The sequence below is a fragment of the Microcoleus sp. T3_B1 genome (assembly GCF_036700445.1).
In the GTDB taxonomy this organism is placed as follows: domain Bacteria; phylum Cyanobacteriota; class Cyanobacteriia; order Cyanobacteriales; family Microcoleaceae; genus Microcoleus.
In genome coordinates, this window is the sequence record NZ_JAUBOX010000019.1 from 1 (window position 1) to 26,082 (window position 26,082).

Annotated in this window: 19 protein-coding genes and 1 pseudogene; 9 read left to right on the plus strand and 11 right to left on the minus strand. The window is 44.2% G+C overall.

What is annotated here, in order from left to right; genetic code table 11:
* Positions 1 to 113, minus strand: a 113-nt coding sequence (locus tag QT990_RS12605) for a helix-turn-helix domain-containing protein (RefSeq protein ID WP_333465313.1), incomplete at its 3' end; no start/stop codon positions are given.
* A gap of 549 nt (positions 114 to 662) precedes the next feature.
* On the opposite strand from QT990_RS12605, the gene QT990_RS12610 reads away from it, so the two are divergent.
* On the plus strand, positions 663 to 1,910 hold the full coding sequence (locus QT990_RS12610; protein ID WP_333144573.1) for a hypothetical protein: 1,248 nt from the start codon (positions 663 to 665) through the stop codon (positions 1,908 to 1,910).
* Positions 1,911 to 1,968: 58 nt separating this feature from the next.
* Here QT990_RS12610 and QT990_RS12615 read toward each other — a convergent pair whose 3' ends face one another.
* The 4 genes from QT990_RS12615 to QT990_RS12630 all read right to left on the minus strand — a co-directional run bounded on the left by QT990_RS12615 (position 1,969) and on the right by QT990_RS12630 (position 6,125).
* Positions 1,969 to 3,081, minus strand: coding sequence for a DNA cytosine methyltransferase (locus tag QT990_RS12615; RefSeq protein WP_333144574.1), 1,113 nt, complete (start codon positions 3,079 to 3,081; stop codon positions 1,969 to 1,971).
* Positions 3,082 to 3,089: 8 nt separating this feature from the next.
* Positions 3,090 to 3,815 carry an MAE_28990/MAE_18760 family HEPN-like nuclease gene (locus QT990_RS12620; RefSeq protein ID WP_333144575.1) on the minus strand — a complete coding sequence of 242 codons (726 nt, stop codon included), beginning with the start codon at positions 3,813 to 3,815 and terminating at the stop codon, positions 3,090 to 3,092.
* A gap of 2 nt (positions 3,816 to 3,817) precedes the next feature.
* On the minus strand, positions 3,818 to 4,888 hold the full coding sequence (locus tag QT990_RS12625) for a DUF262 domain-containing protein (RefSeq protein WP_333144576.1): 1,071 nt from the start codon (positions 4,886 to 4,888) through the stop codon (positions 3,818 to 3,820).
* Between the two features lie 61 nt (positions 4,889 to 4,949).
* Complete coding sequence (locus QT990_RS12630) at positions 4,950 to 6,125, minus strand: homocysteine biosynthesis protein (protein ID WP_333036886.1); 1,176 nt, start codon at positions 6,123 to 6,125, stop codon at positions 4,950 to 4,952.
* 307 nt (positions 6,126 to 6,432) lie between these two features.
* Between QT990_RS12630 and QT990_RS12635 the strand changes: the two are divergent.
* Positions 6,433 to 6,966: pseudogene (locus tag QT990_RS12635) on the plus strand (Uma2 family endonuclease); the annotation flags it as partial.
* A gap of 354 nt (positions 6,967 to 7,320) precedes the next feature.
* Here QT990_RS12635 and QT990_RS12640 read toward each other — a convergent pair.
* The 3 genes from QT990_RS12640 to QT990_RS12650 form a co-directional block, all read right to left on the minus strand.
* On the minus strand, positions 7,321 to 8,493 hold the full coding sequence (locus tag QT990_RS12640) for an AI-2E family transporter (protein WP_333144578.1): 1,173 nt from the start codon (positions 8,491 to 8,493) through the stop codon (positions 7,321 to 7,323).
* Positions 8,494 to 8,673: 180 nt separating this feature from the next.
* Complete coding sequence (locus QT990_RS12645; protein WP_333144579.1) at positions 8,674 to 9,291, minus strand: Uma2 family endonuclease; 618 nt, start codon at positions 9,289 to 9,291, stop codon at positions 8,674 to 8,676.
* A gap of 108 nt (positions 9,292 to 9,399) precedes the next feature.
* On the minus strand, positions 9,400 to 9,588 hold the full coding sequence (locus QT990_RS12650) for a hypothetical protein (protein ID WP_332984302.1): 189 nt from the start codon (positions 9,586 to 9,588) through the stop codon (positions 9,400 to 9,402).
* A 141-nt stretch (positions 9,589 to 9,729) separates the two neighbouring features.
* Here QT990_RS12650 and QT990_RS12655 point away from each other — a divergent pair, with 141 nt between their 5' ends.
* Positions 9,730 to 10,311: a Uma2 family endonuclease gene (locus tag QT990_RS12655; protein WP_333301058.1), complete on the plus strand. Its 582-nt coding sequence runs from the start codon at positions 9,730 to 9,732 to the stop codon at positions 10,309 to 10,311.
* 35 nt (positions 10,312 to 10,346) lie between these two features.
* Here QT990_RS12655 and QT990_RS12660 read toward each other — a convergent pair whose 3' ends face one another.
* Positions 10,347 to 10,532, minus strand: coding sequence for a hypothetical protein (locus QT990_RS12660; RefSeq protein WP_333144581.1), 186 nt, complete (start codon positions 10,530 to 10,532; stop codon positions 10,347 to 10,349).
* 325 nt (positions 10,533 to 10,857) lie between these two features.
* Here QT990_RS12660 and QT990_RS12665 point away from each other — a divergent pair, with 325 nt between their 5' ends.
* The 6 genes from QT990_RS12665 to QT990_RS12690 all read left to right on the plus strand — a co-directional run bounded on the left by QT990_RS12665 (position 10,858) and on the right by QT990_RS12690 (position 18,109).
* Positions 10,858 to 11,463, plus strand: a complete 606-nt coding sequence (locus QT990_RS12665) for a Uma2 family endonuclease (RefSeq protein WP_333144582.1) — start codon at positions 10,858 to 10,860, stop codon at positions 11,461 to 11,463.
* Positions 11,464 to 11,695: 232 nt separating this feature from the next.
* Positions 11,696 to 12,283, plus strand: a complete 588-nt coding sequence (locus QT990_RS12670) for a Uma2 family endonuclease (protein ID WP_333301055.1) — start codon at positions 11,696 to 11,698, stop codon at positions 12,281 to 12,283.
* Positions 12,284 to 12,389: 106 nt separating this feature from the next.
* Positions 12,390 to 13,709 carry a class I SAM-dependent methyltransferase gene (locus tag QT990_RS12675; protein ID WP_333144584.1) on the plus strand — a complete coding sequence of 440 codons (1,320 nt, stop codon included), beginning with the start codon at positions 12,390 to 12,392 and terminating at the stop codon, positions 13,707 to 13,709.
* Positions 13,710 to 13,823: 114 nt separating this feature from the next.
* On the plus strand, positions 13,824 to 14,333 hold the full coding sequence (locus tag QT990_RS12680; RefSeq protein ID WP_333144585.1) for a type IV pilin-like G/H family protein: 510 nt from the start codon (positions 13,824 to 13,826) through the stop codon (positions 14,331 to 14,333).
* A 161-nt stretch (positions 14,334 to 14,494) separates the two neighbouring features.
* Entirely contained in the window at positions 14,495 to 16,711 is a 2,217-nt protein-coding gene (locus tag QT990_RS12685) for an O-linked N-acetylglucosamine transferase family protein (RefSeq protein ID WP_333144586.1), read from the plus strand.
* A 45-nt stretch (positions 16,712 to 16,756) separates the two neighbouring features.
* Complete coding sequence (locus QT990_RS12690; protein ID WP_333301053.1) at positions 16,757 to 18,109, plus strand: FkbM family methyltransferase; 1,353 nt, start codon at positions 16,757 to 16,759, stop codon at positions 18,107 to 18,109.
* A 52-nt stretch (positions 18,110 to 18,161) separates the two neighbouring features.
* On the opposite strand, the gene QT990_RS12695 is transcribed toward QT990_RS12690, so the two are convergent.
* Positions 18,162 to 21,848: a tetratricopeptide repeat protein gene (locus QT990_RS12695; protein ID WP_333465297.1), complete on the minus strand. Its 3,687-nt coding sequence runs from the start codon at positions 21,846 to 21,848 to the stop codon at positions 18,162 to 18,164.
* A 57-nt stretch (positions 21,849 to 21,905) separates the two neighbouring features.
* Positions 21,906 to 26,027: a glycosyltransferase gene (locus tag QT990_RS12700; RefSeq protein ID WP_333144589.1), complete on the minus strand. Its 4,122-nt coding sequence runs from the start codon at positions 26,025 to 26,027 to the stop codon at positions 21,906 to 21,908.
* Positions 26,028 to 26,082: the final 55 nt, after the last annotated feature.

Here is a 26,082-nt window from a genome sequence, read left to right on the forward strand (position 1 = left end):
CGTTCTCGCAAGGCATAGTTATAAACCTGACGACAAACAGACAACCAAATCTCAAATATTTGAACTTGAGATTTGGTCGGACGTAGTTTGTACTCGTGAGTTACTGTTAGCATGATATAATCATATCATGCTTTTAGAAATCAACCAGGATTTTTCTAAGACTGTAGGCGGCCGCATCCGCTGCCGAATTCATCCCCACGCCTGAAGTCGGGGGCTTTCCTCTCGTTTTCCGGTAACAGACCCACAACTCCATGCTAGCTAAACAATTTTGGACACTCAGACCCGCAGCCCCAAGGACTGCGGTGTCTGTCCAATTTAGTCTGGTCTAGCTAAAAATTACCAAAAATATGGCGGATCAGGCCGTTAGGTAATTGGATTAAGTAAAATAGGCAAGCTGAATATCCTAAATGCTATTAGCCAGCAACTCCAGCTCAGCGCGATCGGCGATCGAGCGGTCAGCAACTCCCAAAGTCCTTGCTCGCAAGGATTTTAGCAGCCAGCGAACCGATCGGCACTCGTAGCGTTGAAAGTTGGCGTTGACGGGTCACAACCTGACCTCCGGGCGCAAGCCCGCCTGTCAGGTGCTAGTAGTTTTTAAAGCAGTTTCTTCAGTTTATTCCTAATTTCCCTTAAGGGATGTGTCTCCGCTGCAAGGAGTTTTTATGAACCCCTCTCCCAACCGGTCTTCCAAATCGTCCAAATCTACTTCAAATCGCAAGGCTCAGCCGAGCGAACAGGCCGTCAATCCGCCTAATGATCCAGATTCCATTCCTGAGACACCAGACGAAAGTTCGGTGCCTTCGGCGTTGGCTGCACCTGTTGACCAAAATCAACCGGCAACGCCAACCGACGCCCCAGCGTCCAAGGATAAGCTGCAACGACCACGCTACAGTTCTGCCCTCGACAAGGACAAAACAAAGCCACAAGACCAGCCCAGCAATGCTCCTGCCCCCCCGGCGCCAGCAGCGTCTTCGACACCTGTCAGCGATACTCCAGCCCTAGCAGTCGCACCGCCCACAAACGCCGAGCCTGCCGCTAATGAAAGTCAGGCCGCTGAGGACATACCCTCAGTCATGCGCCAACATCCCATTCCCCCCCCCAGCGAACCCAGACAGTACCGAGCTGTTGGTTTGGTGCGGGGCCGCTACACGCCATCAGAAGAGCAATTCACCCGGGGTATGCTGATAGCTGCCGACGGAACTGCCATCGACGCAGTTTTGCTGGGTAGAGTTATGAGTTTAGTCAAAAATCACCTGGAGCTGGAACAAGAACACCTGTGGGTGGTCTATCCCCGCACCAGGCAAGAAGACGGCAACTTGCACGCCCAGATTATGGGGGTTTGGGAGCCGGAAACGCTCAAGAAACCTCCCGAACCTTCCTCTGATGAGGAAAGTCAGGAAGCAGCGGAGATTGAGGCTAGCGGCGAAGCATCGACCGCATCTTTGCCTCCCTCGGAACCTGATGTTGAAGATGGCTATTTTTCGATTAGAGGTGAGGTGATTTATCAATCCCAAGACGAAGAAAAGTATGTCATCGTCAAAATCAAGCAAGCTCCCCGCAAGAATGACGACAAGATGAAGTTTTTTAAGTTGAAACTCAAGGGAGATTTAGCTACAAAGGCGATCGGGTTTTTTTGGGATTTCCACGTCAAATTGAAAGCTGAGAGTCTGATGATTGAGCAGGCTAATAATATTGGTGCCCTGCCGATTAAAAAGCGGAAATTCCCCCCTGGCAGCAAGCCACCCGGTGGCTTCAAAAAAGGAGGGAAGCGTCCGTTTACTCCTAGACCCAGCGGTGACGGTGCTCCTGTAGGGCGTCCTACCATCAAATCCGCAGCAGCAGCACCACCGCCTGTCCCCAAGGAACCTCTTCCTAAGCCGGTTAAGAAGCCTAAGCCGATCGAGCAATAAAAAATAGTGAAAGTAAAAATGCAAGATTAAAGGTTAAAAAACTTTTAATCTTGCATTTTTAGTTGAGCTGCTTATTGTACTTCTGTACATGAGCGAGTAGGCTCTGCGCTACCACCTCGCCAATTTGAACAGGAACAGCGTTTCCGATTAAACGACCCAGTTTGCTGAAACAGACACGCTCGCCAGGAGCTAGGAAGCGGTAGTTTTCGGGAAAAGTCTGAAGGATAGCGGCCTCTCTCAGAGAAATTGCACGATCCTGTTCCGGATGTCCGAACCGACCATTTCCGTAGCCGAAGCATTGAGTTGTGATCGTTGGAGCCGGGGCGTCCCACTTCATACGACCATACACGCTAGCATAAGTTTGTCCGGATTTCTTACGATGACATGGTGCCAGCAGTGAATCATCCCAGTCATGCCATGTGCCTCCGGGTTTTGAGGCTCTGATTCGGCGGAGGTTCAGGTCACTTAGTGAGGATGCGGTATGAAGTGCGTCATTTGGATCGGAGCATCCGGCTGCTAAGGCGGGTAGATGGGAAATCGCCTCACGCACAGTTGTGCACGATCGTCTAGAAAAGATTGGAGGTACTAATTCTACTGGCCCGAATCGGGACGCTAGCAGCACAAGCCGTTTACGAGTCTGTGGAACTCCATATTGAACACAATCTACAATACTGCAACTGGTCGCATAGCCTTCGAGGTTCTTCAAAAAATCCTTGAAAACTTCATGCTCTAAAAGCTGTGGCACATTCTCCATCGTTACGAAGTCGGGTTGAGTCTCCCGTACCAACCGACCGAAGTCGGATACGAGAACCCACTTAGTGTCCTGGCGTTCCTGGCGCCCCTTACGGCTGTAAGTCGAGAATGGTTGGCAGGGCGCGCAGCCTGCCAGCAAACGCAATGTCCTATTGCCAAAAATATCTGCAAGTTGGGAACCAGATAGCGAGCTGACATCCTGCTGGACGAAAAGGGCGTCGTTGTTGCTCTGGTATGGGAAGCGACATTGTGGATCGATGTCGATGCCCGCAACAACCTGAATACCTCCTCGGATCAGTCCATGCGTAAGACCGCCCAAACCGCAAAACAGATCGATGCAGCTAATGGCTGTACTTCTGCGATCGATCTGAGGCTCTTTGCCATTGTGAGCGCCGACCATAGTCTCATCTGGATTCATGCCTTGGCTCATGTAGGTCGGTTCTCCGGCATTAGGAACTCATGTGCATCGATCGATAACTTGAAGCAATTTACAACCTCTCTCAGATACAATGCTGTTCGTTCAGTGAGGTCACGAAGCTGGCTAACAGTAATATTATTGCCACTCTCTGCAAATGATAGATTACCGTGTGCTAGTTTGTTCCGAAAACTTTTGATCAGGGAAAGTGCGCCTTGGTCATCCCGAAATGGTTGTTTGACAGCACGATTAGCCTGACGACTTATATTTAAGGACAATCCTAGACGTTTACTAAGTTTGTAAATCTCCTCATCATCCCAATTTCCACCTCCACCTTTTTCAACTTCAAAAGTTGATATGGGAAGTGCTTGCACTAGGTGTTCGCAGAGGTTCAATGCAGATTCCAGGCGATTCTCGTAGTTGAGATCATTATGGGTACGTGCGGTGCATCGCACCCACTCGCGGCGCAACTCAATGGACAACTCATTGGGCAGCGATCTGTTATTAACCACTGCCTTAGATACGGCATCTACGCACCGAGTAATAGTTGACTCGACAAGATTGTAGAGCTGTAAGTAAACACTCGAATAGAGGATTTTCTGCTGTTGCGGAGTGATCGTAGCTTCCCCGATTTGTGGAGGTCCTCCCTGCACTTGTTCCTGTATAGACTCAAGCAGGTCAAGGTAAGTTTCAATTTCCTGTAAACGCTCTTCAAAAGCTTGGCTCAAATCCTCCATCCTCAATCTCCAAGTAAACGATCGCGAACGAAATGTATACGAGCCCTGAGTCTGCCTATTGCGTTCGCACCGTCGGCGCCAGTCACTTTTGTAAAGTCCTTGCTGTTCAACCATTCTTCAACTTTGAGCGATTGGTTAGCTATCTCAGGCCGTTGCTGAAGTGCTAGATAGCTTCCAATGGCTATAGCTTCAAAACGCGATCGGGGTGTCGCCTTACCTTTAGGTGTTTTGCTGAAGCCCGACGGGAAGTTGCGCGATACAAAGTCTATCATGTCCATGAAGCGTTGCCGGTAGGACTCAATTTCTGCTGGGTTCTGTTTAAAGCGATCGTTCATCTTCTTCGTGTAGGTGAAAAGAAATGGCGACACTCTGTCTTTATATGCTTCTAGCCCATCACCGTAGGCGAAGAATCGTGTAACGAGCTCTTCTCTCTCGCGCTCCAATAACAGTTTCTTGGATAGCGGCGCAAGTTTGACAAAGGTGGGCTCTTTGGCGAGTGAAATCACAAGATCCAGGAAAGCACCTCCTAACGCACCTCGACGCACCTCAGCCTTGTTCGCGACCTTGCTTCCTGTGTTAATTCGATCAAAAAGATCAAATCGTGCTTGCTCATCGGCGTGTTCATTGAGCACGATCCCCCTAATGGAACGGTTCTTGATTTTTAGTTGCCGAGATTCGGGGAGATCTTTGAATCGAAATCCGGTCAGTAGCGATAGTTCTTCCAAGTCACCTAGGGGAAAGTCACCAAGAACGAACTCCTGAATTGTTCTAAGGCGCTGTGAACCATCAACAATTTCAAGCTTACCTGTTGACGGGCTTTCCCAAAAGAAGAGGAAAGGGATCGGAAGTCCCATCAATACTGACTCAATGAACCGGGATTTGCGCTCTGGTTCCCATGTGAACTCGCGCTGGTAGGCCGGAATCTCAAAATCTCCTTTCTGCATCTTTTGGGCCAGAAGCTCAATGGAATATTCCGTCAGATAGAACTCAATTCTCTTTGTGTGTTCAAAAATCTGTTTCTCAGCAGCCGCAACTTCCTCATCAGTGAACTTAGACTGGTTTTCGTCGATCATCTTTGAATATCCTCTCGTGGTTCATTCAATTTATAATCCGTGACTTTAGTCTAGGAACTGTCTATTCAAGCCTCACTTGAGCGCCCCACAAATCTTGGGGGAGAAATACTCTGTCGGTGGGTAGGGGAGCAACTGGGGCCGTGAGGGTAAATTGACCCGCTTCAATTTGCTGCTTCAATTCCAATGCTACTTGCCGGGACAGAAACATACTCGCAAGGGGGGCGGCCCGCACAGGTTTGCCCTCTATCAGGATGCGGCCAGTCTTTAATTGAGCGTAACTAACTAAACCGAAGGTTGGACGAACGCGCCGGGGGATAGAGAAATCTACCACCGGCGCTACTATTTTTTTGTCTGATACTGCACAGTGGGCGACGACTGTTTCGTTTAAGACGGGAAAGGGGATGCCGACTCCCAGCATCAGGGATGGGCCGTAGTTTTTGAAGTAGCAGCCGCGTACCCATTTCGAGTTCATCTGTTTGGCGTCGCCGATGAGTGCGAGGGTGGCAGCGGGGCCGATGGGGGTGCGGTTGGGCTGGCGTTTTTGCAGCGGGAAGTGCTGGGTTCCTTCCCATGTGATGTAACCCTGAGCGCCTCCTAGGAAGATGCGGGTGCCGATGCCGATGATTTCGAGGTCGGGGTCGTTGAGCAGGGGAGACATGGCTCCAAGGTTCGAGTAGACGGCGTTGCCGAGGTTTGGTTGCAGGGGGCCGAGGTAGGTGAACAGCGGGCGATCGCCCCCGTTGACGCCAACAATAAAGTTTTGATATGCGTTGCGGGGATTGAATAAATAAAACTGGTTGATTGTATCGCGGGTAATCGTGGTTTCAAAGGAGGCGCGGGGGTAGCAGTCTGTTACTTGCCCCAGAGCCCGCAACTGCACGGGTTTGCCGGCTATTAAGTCTTCGATGACGTGGCCGCCGCCCCGTTCGCGGGATTCTTCGCCGTCTTCGGCTACTTGGGTGGCTCCCAGGTACAGGTCTACTGCCCCGAAGCCGGAGTAGGCTAAAACGCCGTCTAGCCAGCACTGGCGGATTTTTATCGGGGGGTCGGTATGGCCGAGGTTGATGATTGCACCGGAGGATTCCATCGGCTCGAAGGTGCCGGTGGTAATCACATCGACTTCTTTGGCTGCTTGGGTAATGCTGGTTTCTTGAACTCTTGTTTTGAGTTCTTCGATCGTCCAGACTGTGGCTTTGCCCTGGCTGATTTTATCGTTGATTTCGTCGATCGATCTCATATATTTTAGATTTTAGATTTTGGATTTTAGATTTTGAATTGATTGATTTTGGAGTGGTTTTGATTTTGGATGGATTTTAGATTGATGGATTGTCGATCGAGCTGGTTGTTTGAGATAAAAGCAATATATTATAACTGAGATGTTGCACCATTCTCAATAAGCCTTTTATGAACAGGCAAGATGCCTGTTCCACAAGAAAATTCACTCTTTGTGGAACAGGCATCTTGCCTGTTCTTGATAATGAGGCAAGATGTAAATTCTAACGGATACAATAACAATATCATAAATCAAATAAAGGGCGATCGCCATGACTCAAGCGATATTAAAACCTGTCACCTTCGATGAATTTATTGACTGGTATCCTGAAAATTAGGTAAACCGTTACGAACTGCACAATGGAACTATTGTTGAGATGCCTAAAGCAACCGGAGAACCTTCAGAAGTAGCCGGCTTCCTGTGCCTGAAGCTAGGGATTGAAATCGAGAGGCTAGGGTTGCCCTACTTCGTTCCCAAAGAATGCGTTGTCCAGGCTGATAATGAGCTATCTGGTTACGAACCGGATGCGATCGTTTTAGACAGGCAAGGGACGGACAGCGAACCGAGATGGAAAAAGGAATCTATCATTACAATGGGTAGTTCTGTCCGGCTAATTGTCGAAGTTGTCAGTACCAATTGGCGGGATGATTATGGCTACAAATTGGTGAATTACGAAGCTTTGGGCATTTCTGAATACTGGATTGCGGACTATTTGGGACTTGGCGGGCGACGCTATATTGGCAATCCTAAACAACCTACTTTTTCAGTTTACCAGTTGGTTGACGGTGAGTATCAAGTCAGTCAATCGATTTTAGATTTTAGATTTTAGATTTTAGAGGCGACCCCACGGATAAATGCGGGGGTTTGAGGATTTTCGATTTTAGATTTTGGATTGATTCCACGGATAAATCCGGGGGCTTGTACCCTCAAGAAATTCTTGGTCTGTTTCGGGGGAGTGATAGGGTTGTGTCACCCACATTGGGGCAGTTTAATTTGACGGTTAAACAGATTTTTAGCGCCGGCAGAGATGCGGTATAAAATGCGAGGCTTGAAGATAGTTATTTAAGGGCATTCATACCATAATTTTCCTAAACTTGTAGTGAATACTTCTGGCCTATAACTGGGAATGAATAAGAACTGAAGTCCTTACAAACCTTAACTATTGATTTTCAGGAGCGTCCTTTTCTACACGATCTGGGATGTCGGGTTTGTGTTCTGGCGACTTTTCGGATCGGCTTTCGGCGACTTCTATAGATTCATATTCTTCATGGATAGCAGAATCGATTGCTGCTAAGGTTTTAGGGCTGGCACTCCACTGGTTTAGAATATCTTTAATTAGGGCTTCCCTAATCCAAACTTGAGCTACAACGGTGAGGGGGAGAGCTAGCAATAAGCCTAAAAATCCAAAGAATGTGGCGAAGAATACTTGAGCTATTAATGTTACTGCTGGCAGCAGTGATACTTGCTGTGCCATGACGTAGGGGGTGAGGAGGTTGCTTTCAAATTGTTGAATTAGAAAGTAAAGAATCAGCACAAAACCGGATTTTAAGGGAGAGTCTAAAAGTGCGATCGTCATTGGGGCAATGACGCTCAAACCAGGCCCGATATTGGGTATTAGGTTCAGCAAGCCGGCTAATACAGCGTGAGCTAGAGCTAGGGGAACCTGCAATATTGACAAACCAATTAAACTCAGAAAAGTGATAACACTCATGCTAATTAAAGCACCGATTACCCATCGACCGAGAGCTATTTCGCATTCATCTAAGATGCCATCGACTCGTCGCCGATAGAAAGAGGGAAATAGTTGGATGAATGCTTTGCGGTAAGAGAGAGGTTCTGCTAATGTCATCAATGTCAAAACTATGACGAGCAAAAAGCTGAGAATAACGCCTAATGTGTTACCGACAAAGGCTCCTGCACCGCCGACGAGTTGGTTAAATAGGGGTTGCAGTTGTTGGATAATATCGTTAATATCAAGATTCGGCAGTCGCTGACCTATTTGTCCTGAAAAGCGAGCCTCAAATTGATCTATCCACTGATTTAATCTTTCTATTCCTTGAGGTGCTCTTTGGGTAAGTTGTTGAAACTGTTGGGTAAAGGGCGGTACAATTATCAGGAATAAGCCTACGAATACGAGGATTAGGAAGCTAACTGATAAGAGTACGGCGATCGATCTTTTGAGTCCGAATTTTTGTAAATACCGTGCTAGCCTGTTTAAGGCGGTGGCTAAGACGACGGCGGCAAACAGCAGCAGTAGGGCCTGCCTGATTTGCCACAGGATGTAACAAGATGTGATGAGGGCTAATAAGCCCATCCACTGTCCTAGCTTCATTAGATTTTAGATATTAGATTTTAGATTTTAGATTGAGGAATAGGGTATGGGGCATTACTGGTTGCTAATTGCTCTGCACCCCTGAAGCGATGAATCGCCTTTATATCAAGATACAGCAGATGCGCGCGATCGCATCTTTAATCAGATACCCCTACTCGGACATTAGCATAAGCAGCCTCCTCAATTCCCTTTGGCGAACACCTGCTGCGCTGTCAGCTTCAATTCTGGGAAAGTTGGGGACTCAATACCCTCGCATCCTCTGAACAGTTTGACTTGGTATTCCCCGTCAATTAGTTGGTAAACCGAAAAAGTGGGTTGTTTGGGGTTGCCAATAAACCGTCTGCCGCCCAATCCTAGATAGTCTATAATCCAATATTCCTGAATACCCATTGACTCATATGCCTCAAGCTTTAGGGCATAATCATCACCCCAATTAGTGCTAGTTACCTCGACGATTAGGGGGACTGATGAACCCATTGTGATAATTGATGATTTTTCCCATCGCGGCTCGTTTGCAATGGTTTGTTCGTTAAGTACAATGATATCTGGTTCATATCCCGATTCCTCGCGCATCGGTTTGATGACGGATTCTTTGGGGATGAAGTAGGGCAAATTGAGACGCTCAATTTCAATTCCGACTTTCAGTGCGGTAAAACCTGCCACTTTAGAATGTTTACCTGTTGGTTTTGGCATTTCAACAATTTCTCCATTGTGTAGTTCGTAGTGGTGTTCTGAATTTTCAGGATACCAGTCAATGAATTCATCGAATGTTACTAATTCAGGTATAATTTGAATCATGGTGAGTGCCTTAAGTTGGGTTGTGTTTGATAGCTGTACGGGGAATTAAGATTTTGGTAAAAACACAGTCTTTAGACCTAGTGTAGAGCGCACTTTTTGATGGCGTCTCTACTGCTGCTGTTGGCGCGATCGCCAGCCGAGGATAGCAGCTAGGATGATACTGGGCGTAAAGACGGCGATTAGGGCGTTGAGGTCGGTAGAAGGGATGGATAAGCTAGGCCCTGCGTACTTGATGGCCAGGGAAAGGGCGGCGGATAGGGTGAATACTTTGAGGATGGGGCTGATGTTGGTGTTCATGGACGTGGTAGTTGGTTGTATAATTAGGCATTGAGATTATTATCGCAAGTATTGTGTTGCGGCTGCGATCGCGCCTTAGAGTTTTTAACAGGAAAGAGGCGATGAATGTTGTTTTAAACCCAGAACTTGATTGAGGTTCGCATGATGACACAGACACTTTTACAGCCACTAGACCAACGGTTCATTCACTCCGGGATTAGCTGGCAACAGTTCAAGCTAATTGAACAGGGGTTTTCTGAGTCCCCTGGCATCAGGTTGTTTTATTACAGAGGAGAGGTAGAAATCTTGGCAGTTTCGGAAGACCACGAAGCGATTAGTCGCACCCTCACTATTCTTTTGGCTCTTTACTTTGACATCAAAAATATTGAATTTAAACCTACAGGAAGCCGGACTCTAGAAATAGAAGGCGAAGCTTCAGCACAAGCTGACGAATCATATCTTATTGGTAGGTCAACTGGAACTCCTCCCGACTTATCTGTAGAGGTTATCTTCACTAGCGGTACTGTCAAAAAATTGCAGCGCTATCGAGTATTGGGAGTTGCTGAAGTCTGGTTTTGGGAGGATGGTGTATTGGCTATGTATCGCTTGGGTTCTGAGGGTTATGAAAAAATTTCTTCAAGTGTTGTTTTGCCAGATTTAGATATTAATTTACTGTGTCGCTGCTTGCTGATGGCTTCGAGTGTGGAAGCGATGAGGGAGTTTAGGAGGGGAATTTCTGGTTAGGGCGATCGCAGTTATTTTCCTATGCTTAACTGGATTTAAGTGTGTTGGCGCGATCGCCAGCCGAGGATAGCAGCTAAGATGATACTGGGGGTAAAGACGGCGATTAGGGCGTTGATGTCCGTAGAGGGTATGGATAAGCTAGGCCCTGCATACTTGATGGCGAGGGAAAGGGCGGCGGATAGGGTGAATACTTTGAGGATGGGGCTGATGTTGGTGTTCATGGAGGTGGTAGTTGGTTGTATAATTAGGCATTGAGACTATTATCGCAAGTTTGTGCTAAGCCCGGAAGTAATAGAAGATTAGCAGAGGGGCAGGATTGAGAGCAAAGTACCAAACCTTTGTTTTTTTGCCAGATAGTCGATTTTAACTGACATCTTGCAGCAATATCAATAAGAGGATTTTTCGTGGGGTCGGGCGGGTTTATAGAACCTATTTGCAAGATTTAAGGCTGTTGGCGAACCCGCCCCTACGGCTAATTGAGAATGGTGCAATATCTCAGTTTTAACTAAACTTACAATTAAATTACATCCCGTTAAAACACGATCTATGACCTACACCACAGCCAAATTACTTAGCTTTGAGGAGTTTATCGCCCAATATGGGGATAATACACGCTATGAACTAATTGACGGAGAACTCAGAGACAGGTCACCTACGGGCCCTCACGAAGCTGTTGCCGGGAGTATTGCGGGTAAAATTTATGTCGAAATCTTTCGGGATAACTTCAACTGGTTGGTGCCTAAAAATTGTCTAATCAAACCACTCTATGCTGAAGCTACAGCGCTGCGTCCTGACGTAGTTGTTTTAGATAAATCAGAACTCGGTCAAGAACCCCTTTGGCAAAAAGAACCAGTTATTTGTAACGGTAGTACAATGAAGCTTGTTGCTGAAGTGGTCAGCACTAATTGGCAAGATGATTATGCCAGAAAAGTGGAAGAATACGCTTTCTTGAATATCCCAGAATATTGGATTGTGGACTTTCGGGGCTTAGGTGGTTGGCAATTTATCGGCAACCCAAAGCAACCGACTTTCACAGTCTGCCAGTTAGTTAATGGTGCATACCAGCAGCAACAATATCGCTTGGGAGATACTATTTCTTCTTACCTGTTTCCCAATTTACAACTGAGACTCGACGACATTATGCCGACTTGAAAGTCTGGTAAGCTGTCGTCGCGAACTTAAATTGTATATTCGGGCGTTGCTCAAAGCCACCCAACAAGAGTGGGATTGTTTTTTGACATATAATAATTTAAATGCAGAACAGCTTATCGAGCGATCGCACCTTGGGCAAAAAAGGCAATCTAAACTTATCACAGAAATAACGTTAACAGTATTTAATGCTTTATGAATGTTGTTTGAAACCCAGAACTTGATTGAGGTTCGCATGATGACACAGACACTCTTACAGCCAGTAGACCAACGGTTCATTCAGTCCGGGATTAGCTGGGAACAGTTCAAGCTAATTGAACAGGGGTTTTCTGACTCCCCAGGGACGAGGTTGTTTTATTACAAAGGAGAGGTAGAAATATTGGCAGTTTCCCCAGAACACGAATTTTTTAGTCGGACAATTTGTACGCTGCTGTCTATCTACTGCGCCGAAAATGAAATTGAGTTTTCACCTACGGGAAGTTTTACCCAAGAAAAGGAAGGGGTAGTGTCTGCACAAGCTGATGAATCTTACTTTATTGTCCGACGCATAACCCCAAATTCTCCCCCAGATTTATGTATCGAAGTTATCTTCACTAGCGGTAATGTCAAAAAATTGCAGCGCTATCGAGTATTGGGAGTTGCTGAAGTCTGGTTTTGGGAGGATGGTGTATTGGCTATGTATCGCTTGGGTTCTGAGGGTTATGAAAAAATTTATTCAAGTGTGGTTTTGCCAGATCTAGATATTAACTTGCTGTGTCGCTGCTTGCTGATGGCTTCGAGTGTGGAAGCGATGAGGGAGTTTAGGAGGGGAATTTCTGGTTAGGGCGGGGGTTTCAGACTATTATGGCAAGTATGTGTTGCGGCCCGGCGGGCGATCGGCGATTTTCTGAGATACTAAGGTAATTTGCCAGCGTTGAGTGTAATTGAACATGGATCACCAAAATTTAGAGTTAATAGAAAACATTCGCCAGCAATTTGACAATACTCCTTATCCCAGAACCCCGCTGGAAGAATCTCCAAAAGACAAGAGTGAATTGCTCTACCTTCATAATCTTGTAACTGCTTACTACTTCAGAAATAGAAAAATTATCAATACCGAAGGTAAAGTTATCCTAGATGCGGGATGCGGCACCGGTTATAAATCCTTGGTTTTAGCTATAGCCAATCCGGGAGCGAAAATAGTAGGCATCGATTTATCAGAACAATCGGTGAAACTAGCTGAGCAACGTTTACAGTATCATGGGGTTGCTAATGCAGAGTTTTATGCTTTGAAGATAGAAGAGTTACCAAGTTTAGGGTTACAGTTTGACTATATCAATGCTGACGACGTTCTGTATCTCTTGCCCGACCCTGTTGCTGGATTGCAAGCGATGAAATCAGTTATGGCGACCGATGGCATCATCCGCACAAACCTTCACAGCTCAAATGGTAGAGCCGAAGTATTTCGCGCTCAAGCTGCTTTTAAAGCAATGGGATTAATGAATGGATGTCCAGGAGAATTGGAGATAGAAATAGTCCGGGAAACAATGGAAGCCTTGAGAGATGAAATAGGGATCAAGGCGGCAGGGTGGAATGCCGATTTCGCACAGGATGAGGGATGGATTATGGTTAACTATTTATTCGTGGGTGATAAAGGTTGTACCATTCCTGAAGTGTTTGCTATGTTGAGAGGTGCTGATTTAGAGTTTATCAGTATGGTGGCCTGGCGCCGCTGGGAGTTGATGGATTTGTTCAAAGATCCAGATGATTTGCCTCCGTTTTTGGCGATGAGTCTGCCAGAAGCTTCTCTGGAAGAGCGGCTGCATTTATTTGACTTGTTACATCCCCTGCACCGTTTGTTTGATTTCTGGTGCGGCAATCCCGCGAGAACTCAGGCTTTTGTGCCAGTTGCGGAATGGACGGAAGCTCAATGGCGGGAAGCACGGGTACACCTGCACCCTCAACTGAGGACTTCCCAGATTAGGGAAGACTTGAGTAATTGCATTGACAGCCAGACGCCGTTTGAGATTAGCCGTTATATTATTGTGCCAACTCTAGCGCCGGTGGCGATCGAGAGTACAATGGCTGCTTGTTTGCTACCTCTTTGGGATGGGCCACAGTCTGTGGTGTCCCTAGTAGAACAGTGGCTCCAAATCCGCTCGCCGATCGGTGTTAACCTAGAGTCTGTTAGTGATGAGACTGCCTTTGAGGAAGTCAAGGAACTGTTGATTAGGCTGGAAGTCTTTCTGTATGTGCTTTTGGAGCATTAGAGCCAGTAGTTGAAAAAAAAAATAGTTTGGGGTGATATTAAAGTGCGGATAACTGGGTAAGTTACATATAAGAGTTAGAAATCAAGCATCCCACCCCTCACGGAGAAAAGACTTATGAAGACTGAATTTAAAGCCAAGTTCCTGCAACAGCTCAACAAAAGAAGACAGGATCAAGGTTTCACCCTGATTGAACTGCTGGTTGTTATCATCATTATCGGTATTTTGTCGGCGATCGCTTTGCCTTCCTTCCTCAGCCAAGCAAACAAAGCGAAGCAGTCAGAAGCCAAGCAGTACGCTAGTTCAATTAACAAAGCTCAACAAGCAGTCTATGCAGAAACTAGCACTTTTACCGATAAAATGACTTCGTTGGGTCTTGGTCTGAAAACTTCCACCACTAACTACACATACACACTCTCTACCGTAGCTGAGGGAGCTCATGTTCTTGCAACCCCACTTGCTGCTCTTAAGGGATATTCTGGAACTGTAGGTTTAGTTCCGTCGGGAGAAGCAAAAGGTACTCAATCTGTTCTTTGCGAAAGTGTCTCAGCGGGTACGGCTTCAGTAGGTGTTGCTGATGGCGCCACGGTCAACTGTAATACTGCCATGACACTAGTTACCAAATAATTCCTGAGTGCAAATGTTACGACTGAGTTCTTAGGAAAAAGCAAGAAGCGGGTAGTCGCGTGCGTACTATCCGCTTTGGTTTATTTAGTAATACTCTGGTTGATTTCTCAGAGATTTTTTTTATGTAGGCTTACCCTATGGTTGATCAGAATTTGTCGGTTATGGCATCAGATTGGCAGGAGCAAGCTGCTGAATATTTCCGATATGGTGATTATCTTCAAGCTGCAAAACTCTATGAAGCAGGGATTAATGTAGAACCTAGTGTCAAGTCCTACTACTGGCACTTAGGATTGATATTGCTGTTGCAGGGACAAGAAACAGAAGCTCAAACAACTTGGCTGTTAGCAATGGCTGAGGGTAGTTCGGAAGAAATCGAACAATGGACAGAGGATTTGGTACAGGTGCTACAAGCTGAAGCTGAGCGACGGCGATTAGAGCTAGCAGATTATTCATCAGCTTGGGTAATCCGGCAGCATATCAGGGAAGTTAACCCTAATTATATTAACAATCTGTTGCATTTAATTGGGTTATCCACCTTACTGGGCAGATATACAGGAGATGAATTGAATGAGCTAGGTGTAATTGAGCTGCTCAAATCAGAAGCTGGAACCACCACCGATTCTGAGTTATTACTGCAAGTTTGGAAAAATGTTTTAGAACAGGCTCCTCTTCACCCATCCTCTTTTAATTTAACAGAAGCCTGTCTCCCTTATATTAAAGAAATCATTCCTTTTTTAGATAATTTGATCGAGTTTGTCTACAATACGGCTTACTCAGCCAAGCAATTTGTTCTAGCGACACGTTTTACTGAACTAGGATTATGTTTAGAACCAAAGAATCCAGAATTATTACGAACTCTCTCTTGTCTTTATCAAGATATTTGTGAATATTCTAAAGGGATTGAAACTGCCAAGTTATGTTATTCAGTCATAGATAAGTTAGCGGATAAAGTTTATGCTAATCATCTGATTATGCGTGGTTTAATGAGCGCGGGTGGTTATTGGGATGAGTTTTGTTCGGTCATGGAGACTCATAAATCTCTACTTGCTGCTTTACACGAAGAACAACCTTCCTCCCTCACTTCAACTGCGACAATCCGCTTATTTAGTTCTTGTTTTTTCTTTCCGTACTTTCAGGATCGGCCTGAAGAGAATGGAATAATTAGGAGCCAAATTGGTCAAATTTGTCAAAAAAATATAGAAAACTATGCGAAAGATCAAGTAGAGCGATATCGCCAAAAACGTTTTTCTAATCCGAAATATAATAAAAGTTCTACGAAACGCTTAAAGATTGGATATATTTCCTATTGTCTCCGCAAGCATTCTGTCGGACATTTAGCCCGGTGGTTATTTCAGTATCATAACCGCGAGTTTTTTGAAATCAATACTTATTTATTAAGTTCGGAACAGACAAATGACCCTTTGCAAGAATGGTATATTAGTCAATCTGACAAGGCGTATAAATTGCCCTTAGATAGTAGTGGGACAGCAGAACTGATTAACAAAGATGAGATTGATATTTTGATCGATCTCGATAGTCTGACTCTGAATAATGTTTCTGAGATTATGGCAATGAAACCAGCACCCGTACAAGTCACCTGGCTTGGTTGGGATGCGTCAGGAGTACCAGCAATTGATTACTACATTGCCGATCCTTACGTTTTACCAGAATCCGCTCAGGATTACTACACGGAAAAGATCTGGCGTTTACCTCAAACTTACATAGCAGTAGATGGTTTTGAGGTAGGTGTGCCAACGCTGCGTCGGGATAATTTGAATATTCCTAGTGATGCTATTATATATCTGAGCGCTCAGAGAGGATATAAATACAATCCGAATACGGTACGGCTGCAAATGCAAATTATGCAAGCAGTACCCAATAGCTACTTCATTGTTAAAGGATTAGCGGATCAAGAAGCCCTCCAAAACTTTTTTATTAAGATTGCAGAATCTGAGGGTGTGGCTGGGGAGCGTTTGCGATTTCTTCCCTTGGTATCTTCAGAGGAAATTCACCGAGCCAACCTAGCTATTGCTGATGTGGTACTCGATACTTATCCTTATAACGGAGCTACAACCACAATGGAAACCCTGTGGATGGGCATTCCTATAGTAACCCGCGTAGGACAACAGTTCTCTAGTCGCAATAGCTACACGATGATGGTGAATGCAGGTGTGAGTGAGGGAATTGCTTGGACAGATGAAGAATATGTGGAATGGGGAATTCGTTTAGGAAAAGACTCTTCTCTGCGACAGCAAATAGCTTGGAAATTACGACAGTCACGGCAAACAGCACCTCTGTGGAATGGGAATCTGTTTGCGCGGGAAATGGAGAAAGCTTATGAGCAAATGTGGCAAAAATACTTAGATTCTTGTAATTAACCGTTCAATTCTTTACTTCTAATAATAGTGAGGCTTCAAGTAGGTATGACCGACGATATAATTATTCCGAGAGATTCAATGACTTGGTCATTATTCAATGTAAAGCAACTGGGCTTTGAACCTAAAACAGTTATTGATGTGGGTGCTGCATTAGGAACATTTGCACTTTATGAAGTTTTTCCTAAATCAAGCCATTTTCTGATTGAACCCATCCAAGAGAACGAACCTTATCTCGCACAACTATGTAAAACTCTTGAGCGTGCAGAGTACATCATGGCTGCTGCCAGCAAAAAATCTGGGCTTGTTAGGCTCGAAATTAATCTCAACTTAGTACACTCTTCAATTTCTGACTCTTCTGAGGGGAGTGATTCTGAAGAATTAGAATTAAGGACTGTACAAGCTATTACCCTAGATGAAATCTGTAGAGAACACCGATTAGAATACCCTTACTTAATCAAAATAGATGTTGATGGCAGGGAACTCGACGTGCTAGAAGGGGCTATTCAAACTCTTGAGGCTACAGATTATTTGATTGTAGAAGCAGCTCTGTTTGGAAAAATTCATGAGATCGTTAGTTTTATGAAATCACATGGATTTGTAATCTATGATATTGTTGACCTTAGCTATCGCCCATTAGATGGAGCATTATGGCAAGTAGATATAGCTTTTGTCAAGGAATCGGGTTGGTGGAGAACCAGTAATCGCTACTGTGCCAACCAAGAGCAAGAAGAAGAACTGAAAATATCCCTCAAACGTTATCGAAAAGAATTAATTACACATATAGAAAATTTAACAGAACTCAAGTTTTTACAAAAGACTGCTTTGAGTGAACCTACCACTTTGCAGCAGCAAGCGTATGAATGTTTGATTCAAGGAGATTACAGTCAGGCTGCAAACTTCTATGAGCAGGCGATTCACGCGCAGCCGGAGAATAAGTCCCTGCACTGGCATTTGGGGTTGACATTGCTGTTGCAGGGACAAGAGGCAGAAGCTCAGACGACTTGGCTGTTAGGGATGACGGAAGGGGATGGGGAGCAAGTTGATTTGTGGACAGCAGAGCTGGTGCAGGTACTAGAAGTGGAAGCGAAGCGGCGACAGGCTCTGGGCGACTATCCAGTGACATGGATAATCCGGCAGCATCTGCGGGAGATTTGTCCTACAAATATTAACAACCTATTGCGCTTGATTGAGCTGTCTATCTTGCTTGGAAGGTATGAAGGAGAAGAGCTATATTCTCTCGGTGTCATCGAGATTTTGAAGTCAAAGGAATCGGCTGAGGTAGATTCTGAGCTGTTGATGCAAGTGTTGAAAGGGGTTTTAGATTGCGATTTGTTGCACCCAGCCGCGCGAGAATTATACGAACACACTTGGAAGCGATCTGCTAAAGCAAATTATTAGCAGAAAGCCACTTATCTTTTTTAATCAAAGAACAGTACAGAATGATATTTTGTCATTCAATAGGCTTATAAGCTGTTGCCCAAAGATTGAGGTTTTCACTGTGGACTTCAACGGGATGGAAACCAACTTGCCGCATTTTCTGAGCGAGACTTTCCTGTGTGAAACCCGTGCGATGTGCCATGTAGTATTTACCTTTGGCGAGATCTGTACCCAAACCATAGAGAATATCAATTGCAGCAATTGGGCCAGCAGGAGAAAGGTAGATAGGCTCCTCTAAGTTCCCTTGAGCTACATACTCTGCTACTTTCTGGATATCTGGCAAGGTGATTAAAACAAATCCACCGGGCTTCAGTACGCGGTAAAATTCAGCTAAGGCGATCGGCACTTCGTGTGGATAGATATGCTCAATATTATGGGATGACCAGATTGCATCAACCGACTGGCTGGACACCGGACTCATATCTGTAATAGAGCTAATAATATCTGGCTTTACATTTGGGTCAATATCAAGCCGCACTTCCTGCCATTCATCAGTTTGGAAAGTGTCATGCAAGCCTGATATGGAATAAGGCCCGCAGCCAACATGGAGAACTTTTTTCTTAGCTGTTGACAATAGTGGCGGTGTTTTTGCATCAGTGGTTAGCTTGTCTGCCACAACCTGTCGGTAGAACTGCTCAAGCGCTTTGACACAGGTTACGTCTTCGTAGAGATTAGCATGGCGATCGCTCATCTGCTGGGAGAGAGTATGTCGCCATTCCGCATCTAATCCCAATTTTATAGCGATGTCAATATACTCTGCCTCATCTTGGGCAATCGTATCTGTTAGACCTAGTATTTTTAGCATCCCATAGGATTGACGGCCGCGCATCAATTCGCCTGGACAGGTGACGATGGGCAAATTACAAGCGATCGCTTCTAGGGTAGTAATGCCTCCCGACCAATTAAAGGTGTCTAGGAAAATATCCGCAAGCAGATTAAGTTGCCAGTAATTAATGATAATTTGCCTGGGTAAAATGATGCAGTAGTCTTCATTTTTCAAGCCATACTTAGCAAAAGCTTGTTTAAGACGTTGCTGTAATTTCTCAGTAATCAGGGGGCTTTCGTGAGCTACGAAGACGAACTGAGATTGAGGTACTTTTTGAGCAATTTCTGGGTAGATATAATCATACTGCGGGAGATACTTAGACAGAGATTGACAGGATAGATACACTACTCCGTCATCGCGCAGTAGAAAATCCGCTCTTTTTTTTGTCAGTGTAGGAATGATTGGTTTAGTACAAGACATTCCTAACTTAGGCAAGCGGATTAGTTGTTCAGAGTAATGCTCCGCAGCATTCTCTGGTTCCATTGCCTCACTAGATAGGAAGTAATCTATCGTTGGCATACCCGACGTAACAGGATGTAACCAGCTCGTACATTGGATGGGGGCAAGTCGCAATCCTGCCATTTGTATCATCTGCGGGTGCATCCCAATTTCTACAAAAACCAGGATGTGCAATTGGTCTGAGACAATTTGTTTACAAACGCCTTCTAGATCGCCTGTAATCTCATGAAAAACATCGCTATAAACTCGAAATTTTTCAGTTAGGGCATCCTCTTCAGGGTTGATATGGTAGCAATACACCTCAAATTGCTGGCGATCGCAGTTGCGAAGCCAGCCAAGCAAAAGTTTGCCTACCCCATTGCCCCGCATACCATGAGAAACATAACCAATGCGAATTTTCTCTTTTGGGTTGAGAATAGGCATTGGGCGAGGCAAGACCCAGCGGGGATAGTTAGCAGCCATGATTCTATAAACTAACTGTCCATACTGTTTTTGTAACTCTAAGTCGTTACTACCTTGGTATTGAAGTAGAAAGTTTTGATAGCAACTGATCCCCTTTAAAGAATTCTTTTTCTTTTCAGCATTTTCCAAGGAGATTTGCTGACTAAAATTATGCAACCCCTGAACGAATCGCTGCCGATAAAACTTAATTTCTTCTGGGGAATCATAAATAACCGGCAGTAGGAGTTCTGCTTCTCGATTTAGTTGTAAAGCATTTGGCAGAAGTTTTGAAGCATTCCTAGCCACTGCAATCGCTTCCTGTGTCCGCCCAGCCTTTTGCAAGGTTAATATCCATGAAAAGTAAAGGTTCTCTTCCTTTGGGTATAAACTGGTGCTATCTTCATAAACTTTCAAAGCTTTATCATATTGATTCGTTAATTTATAACAGTCAGCCAAGGCAATATAACAATCTATATCTCCAGTTTGAATTTCGAGAAATTTGTTAAAGTAACTAATCGCTATTTCAGGTTTATTCTGTCGATAAGAAGCATACCCTAAGTAGGAATAGGCTTGAGCTTTATCATTTTTAGCTTCAAATGCTAGACCTAGATTATTGAGAATGTCCGGATAGCGTGGTTTGAGTCTAAGGGCTGTTTCATAGGCTGCGATCGCCTCATCAATTTGCTGTCGCAACATCAGAATGTTACCCAAATTCAGATAGCCACCAAAATGTTCTGGATTAGCTCTGATCGCCTGACGATAAACTGATTCAGCTTGCTCGATTTCACCCGCTTCCGCAAGGATATTACCTAAATTGTTATAAGCTTGGATATTCTCAGGATGTAGCTGGATCGCCTCTTGATAAGCTCGAATAGCTTGCACGCGATCGCCAACAGCTTCTAGCACCACACCTAAATTATAATGCCTGATAGCTTTGAGCGGGTCAATTTCTATAGACTTGAGCAGCAACAATATTGCATCTTGATATTGCTCTTTCATGTAATAGAGGGTACCCAAATGGAGCCAAGCATCTGCATTGTCTGGTTCCCATCGCAAAACTTCTTGATATTTTTTTTCAGCTTTTTCTAGATTGTCGCTCGACCAAGATAAAAATAATTCTTCATCCTGTGGATTGACAATTTTACCCTTATTTGCCGGTGTTATTGCACCAGAGCAGTGCAATTCTACGGCTTCGTTATGTAGAGTAGCTATAATTTTTTGACGCTCTTCTTCTTGCAGCTTATCTAAGGATGCAATGACTGCTTGATTTCGTCTCGCTCCGAAAGTTTCTCCCTCCTCTTGATGCTTTCTAGTCTTATCCCAAACAAAAAGTTGCACGCCCTTCCAAATTTTATAGTTATCAGAGCCGTCCGCCTTATCTAAAAGTAACTGGCATTCAGGATGAGCAGCTAAGAAATCCCAGTTAGCTTGTTGCGGGGCTGACCAATTGCTATTGCTGACAAGAATGAGCGCTCGCTCAGCCAAGAAGGGTCTTACCAAAAGTAATCCCATTAAATGCGATCGGTAATCGTGCGCTCCATCATAAAAATAAAAACCAATTTTATCTTCAGTCTCAAGTCCACCCAGTTCGGAGAAAAACTCTTCAAACTCTTGCGGACATAGAAAAACTTGCTCTGACAAATTGAAACTTGATAAATTTTCAGTCAATTTTTCAAAACTATCCCCGAAAGTATCAAATTCCGAGAAGTTATCCACTGCATAAGCCATCTGTTCTGGATGATCCAGAAGGGCTGCAATTAAACTTGCGCCTTGGAAGCATCCTACTTCACAGTAAACCTCATTAGGTTCCAGGCATTCCACAGCAAAATTGACCAACTGCATAACATTTGCTGTTGTCATACCTGTAACTTGGTTCAGGATTTTCTGAAACCGATCAGACTTGGGAAAGGCTAAACCTTGTTCCCAGTTTTCATACAAGCTAGGGAGTTGCTCGAAAAATCTTTGATAATCCATATTTTTCAAAAACGTAGGTATTGAGTTCGTTCTCTAAGTTTCTCAGATGGTCATTGCCTACAAACTGTCTATTTGCCATAGGGCAAGATTTTCTGCCTTAGCTTGAGCGATCGCCTCTGTGTTCTCATTTTCCAAGACGATTCTAGCGTGAAGGCGAGGCATTAGAGCTTCCCACTGGATTTTGCTAAACTCTCCACTGAGTGCAATTTCAGGACCCTCAGAAACGTCTAAATCTTCTTCCATAAGAAGATTCATGGCAACACTAGATAAAGCTAGATTAGCATCTTCATCAGAAATATTGCTGTTGTCTACAAGTAGAGTTATCTTGCTCTTATCTGGATGAACTGCGACCGCTGCGATCGCACTCGCTAAACCTGGCAAGAGTAATTCTTCTGGCTGACTCCAATCTGGAAAAATAATCAGATTTATCTCTCTCAAATTGAGTCTTTTCGCCAGAGCATTTGACTGGTATTTTCTGAAAATTTCTTGGAACAGCCTGCCGATTTCAGCGGAGTAAGAGCGGCTGTCTAGAAATCCCGGATTTCCCTGCATTTTTTGCTTAACCTGAGCACTCTTTTGGTGCCGAAATTCAGGGTGAGTTCCGAGGCCGATAGCTAATTGGAGGTAAGACTCTTCACTTTCGGCAACTAAATCTGGTATGCCTAGTTGTTGTAGAAGTGCTGCACCCATTACAGAGCGGAAGCAAGCTCCTTGTCTTGCTACTATAGGTAGACCAACTTCCAAGGGGTCAATCAGAGATGTTGTTCCTGAAAAGGGATGGGAATCAAGATATATATCTGCCAGCTTCAGGTATTCTTTGATATCATATCGGTTTGGTACAGGTGTAGGGTCTAATATCAGCAAACTATCTGGATCTGCACCGTGCTGTAAAAAGGCTGCATTTAGACTCTCTATAAAGACTTGCTTGGGATAATAATTGGACCAGTTTGGCCCAAACGGATAAAGAACTAACACTGAGTTCGGGACAGCAGCTACTATTTTGGCCCAAGTATTACGCAACTCTGGAATAATTTTAAACAGGTTAGCTCCTGAGATAAAAACTACTGCGTCTTCTGCTATACCGAGGCTTTCCCGATTTACTTTTGTACTAGCTAGATTTTGCTCATTTCCATAACTAAAGCAATGTGCAGAACCATCAAGTTTTAATAATTCCTCCTGGTAGTGCTGTTCTGCATCTTCAAACGATTCGGTCAATTTACCAGAAATATAATAATCTATATTCCGTATTCCTGTGGTTACTACTGAGGCAACACTGGTTACTTGAATTCTTGCCATTCGGTGCAGCGCTAGTAAATATATTTGGTTAGTGACTGCTGTCACATTTGTGGCAATAAACAATATGTCTAGGTCGTCTTCCCGAATTAATTTGACCTGTTCATTTAAATTTTTCGGCAGCAGCTTAAACGAATTAGCGCAGCTTTGACAATATTCCTCTAGGGGATGCCCATTGCTCATTAAGGAATACAAAATAACTTCAAAATCTCGACTGATATACTCATACACAGGCAGTGAGGCAAAGGTTTCTGCTGCTGGCGTGAAATGTGAAGCCAGGATACCCAGCCGAATTTTTTTTCTGGTTAAAGAGCGCTCAGCAAATTCCCAGTCCACTTCCTGTCCTTCTTCTTTGAGAGCAAATGCTGTAATTTCCGAACGTTTAATATAAAGGTCTTTAAGATTAACTTCATTAAAATAAAGAGGTATGAAGGATGTGATTTGTAAAAATTGACTACATACATTACGCCAAAAATCCGAATTTGGATTCGTAAAAATAGATCGGTGTAAGTAATTTACTATTTCCTGCATATATTTGCAGTAACTATCTGCCTCGCCAATTTCTTGAAAATAGGGTTGACAGTTAAGTATAAATTTCAGATAGTCGTTGAGGAGCCAATGAGGGATGCGAGGGAGATCCTGTGGGAGGGATAAATGATAAGCATTGACATAAAGCATTCCAGCTAGTACACACTGGATAGCTTTTGGATTGTCAAATCCTTTAGAAGAAATTATGCTTACTAGCTCGCCCACATAAGTCTGTTCACTTGTGGTTAGAGGTTGATTGCAAATTCCACTACCTAGTATTAGTTGATGACCTTTACCGATGTCGCTCAAGTAGACACTTTCAAGCAGAACATCTGCTGTATTAAGCCACAGTTCAGCGATATTTTTTCTGGTTTGACACAGAGCCGTTAATACAGATTGTTCGGAGGAATCTTTCTGGTATTGCTCAACATAGCTAGATAGATCAGTAAGAAACTGAGGCGATATACCGCTGACAGAATAATGTTTTATGTGCTCTGGCAAGAGCCATTTAACTTTGGGATCTGGCAGATGTTTAACAGGCTCTACATTCCCTCGCCAAGCCACACCCATGATTTGCATTGTTTGATAAACCCTTGTATTCCATCCATTTTGTCTTAGGTAATCTAAGCCTTGGGCGACATCAGGAGATGGTAAATCGTGAAATAAAACTATAGCGTCTGCTTCTGCAACTTTATTAGCAACAATAGCATCTTGGAGGGGACCGGGAGCAGCGTGTTCTCCATCAATAAAAATTAATGACCAACGACGTTGTAATTGAGTTGTTAATTCTTCTACTTTCTGTGGACTAAAGCCAGCTATTAGATTAACTGAGTTCAGTACGCCAGCGCATTGAAGCGAATTGCTTACACTTTCATAAAAATCTGCTCTTCCCAACAAAGGATCGATAACATCTAGCTCAACTCCTCCCAGTGCTAAATGACAAGTTGACCAACCCATAAAGCACCCTATTTCTAGAGCTCTTTTTCCCTTAAATTTCAAAGCTGTATTGTAAAGAATATGGGCTTCATCTCTATTCTGAAATCCTACATCTGGAAAGCGCCTGTCCACATACCAGTTGTGAGGAATACCCTGACGCTGGTAGGGCCAAGGACAAGTTTTTGGGTCTGCTACGATCATGTTTGGAAAGCATTTATCCGGCAGAATTATTGATAGACCTGGTGAAACATAATCTCTGAATGGTAATAAAGCACGTTCTATTACTTCAATAGTATTTGTGACCATTTGTTCTTCCCTAAACATCTTTTCTGCTCGCTTTTTGCACGACTGACCTATTGACCGACGTAATTTTGAATTCGCGCACCAAGCACTAACTGTTTTAACTAAATCTCTAACTGTGCCCTGCGAATCTATTTTTGGATCGGGAAGTAGTTTGCCAGTATCGCCCAAAACTTCGGGAATTCCACCAACTGCTGAAGCTATTACGGGCAGCCCTTTTGCCATCGCCTCTATAATAGCTAGCCCTAATGATTCTAATACGGAAGGCAAAATAAAAATATCAGCCGCATCCATCCAGTCTGAAATATCCCATCGCTGTCCTAATATTTTAACTTGCGTGTCTACTCCTAGTTGCTTTACTGTCTCCCTGAATGGAGTTTCTAAATCTCCAAAACCAGCCCAAACAAAGTAAAGGTTAGACCATACTGAGCTTTGATGAAGCTGTTTAATGGCTTCTATCTGATATTCAAATCCTTTCCTGGGATCTAAGCGAGCAGCCGTAAAACAAACCACAGCATTTAAAGGAATATCAAATTCTTGGCGTAGGCGTTGTCGAGTTGCTGCCTTGGGAGTTTCAAAATACTCACTAGGTCGTCCCCAGTAAATAACTTCTCCCTTATCTTTAGGAAGCCTAAATAGTTCATGCAGTAAATTCAAAGTTTCGCGGGCGATTGCCAAAACAAATTTAGCTTGCTCATAATGATGTGCCAATTCTTCTAAGTAGTCAGTAAATCGCTCGGCTAGATAGGGAGCTGCAAAACCTACAACAGTAATGTAGGGAATTCTAAGTTGAATAGCTACCTGCTTAGCTGCAAAATTAGAGAGGGGACAGGCATCACTAAAGACAATTAGATCTGGTTTAGCACTAGATATAATTCTTTGAGCATCGGATGGATTGGTCAAGGTACGTCCAAACTCATTAACTGTATTGAAATCCAGCCACCAATGTTGAATCCCCAGCTTTTTTTGGCAAGTTATCATTGGGCTGGATGTCTCGGAGTTTACATAAGAGACTTGGTATCCTGACGTTGCTAAACCACATAGAATTGAGTGATCGTATCGTGCACTTCCCCCTATTCCTGGATCATCTGAATACAAAAGTATATGTTGACTTATAACCATTTATTTCTCTTTTACTCAGAATTTTCTAAGTGTTAACTTTTTGTGGGAATCGCCC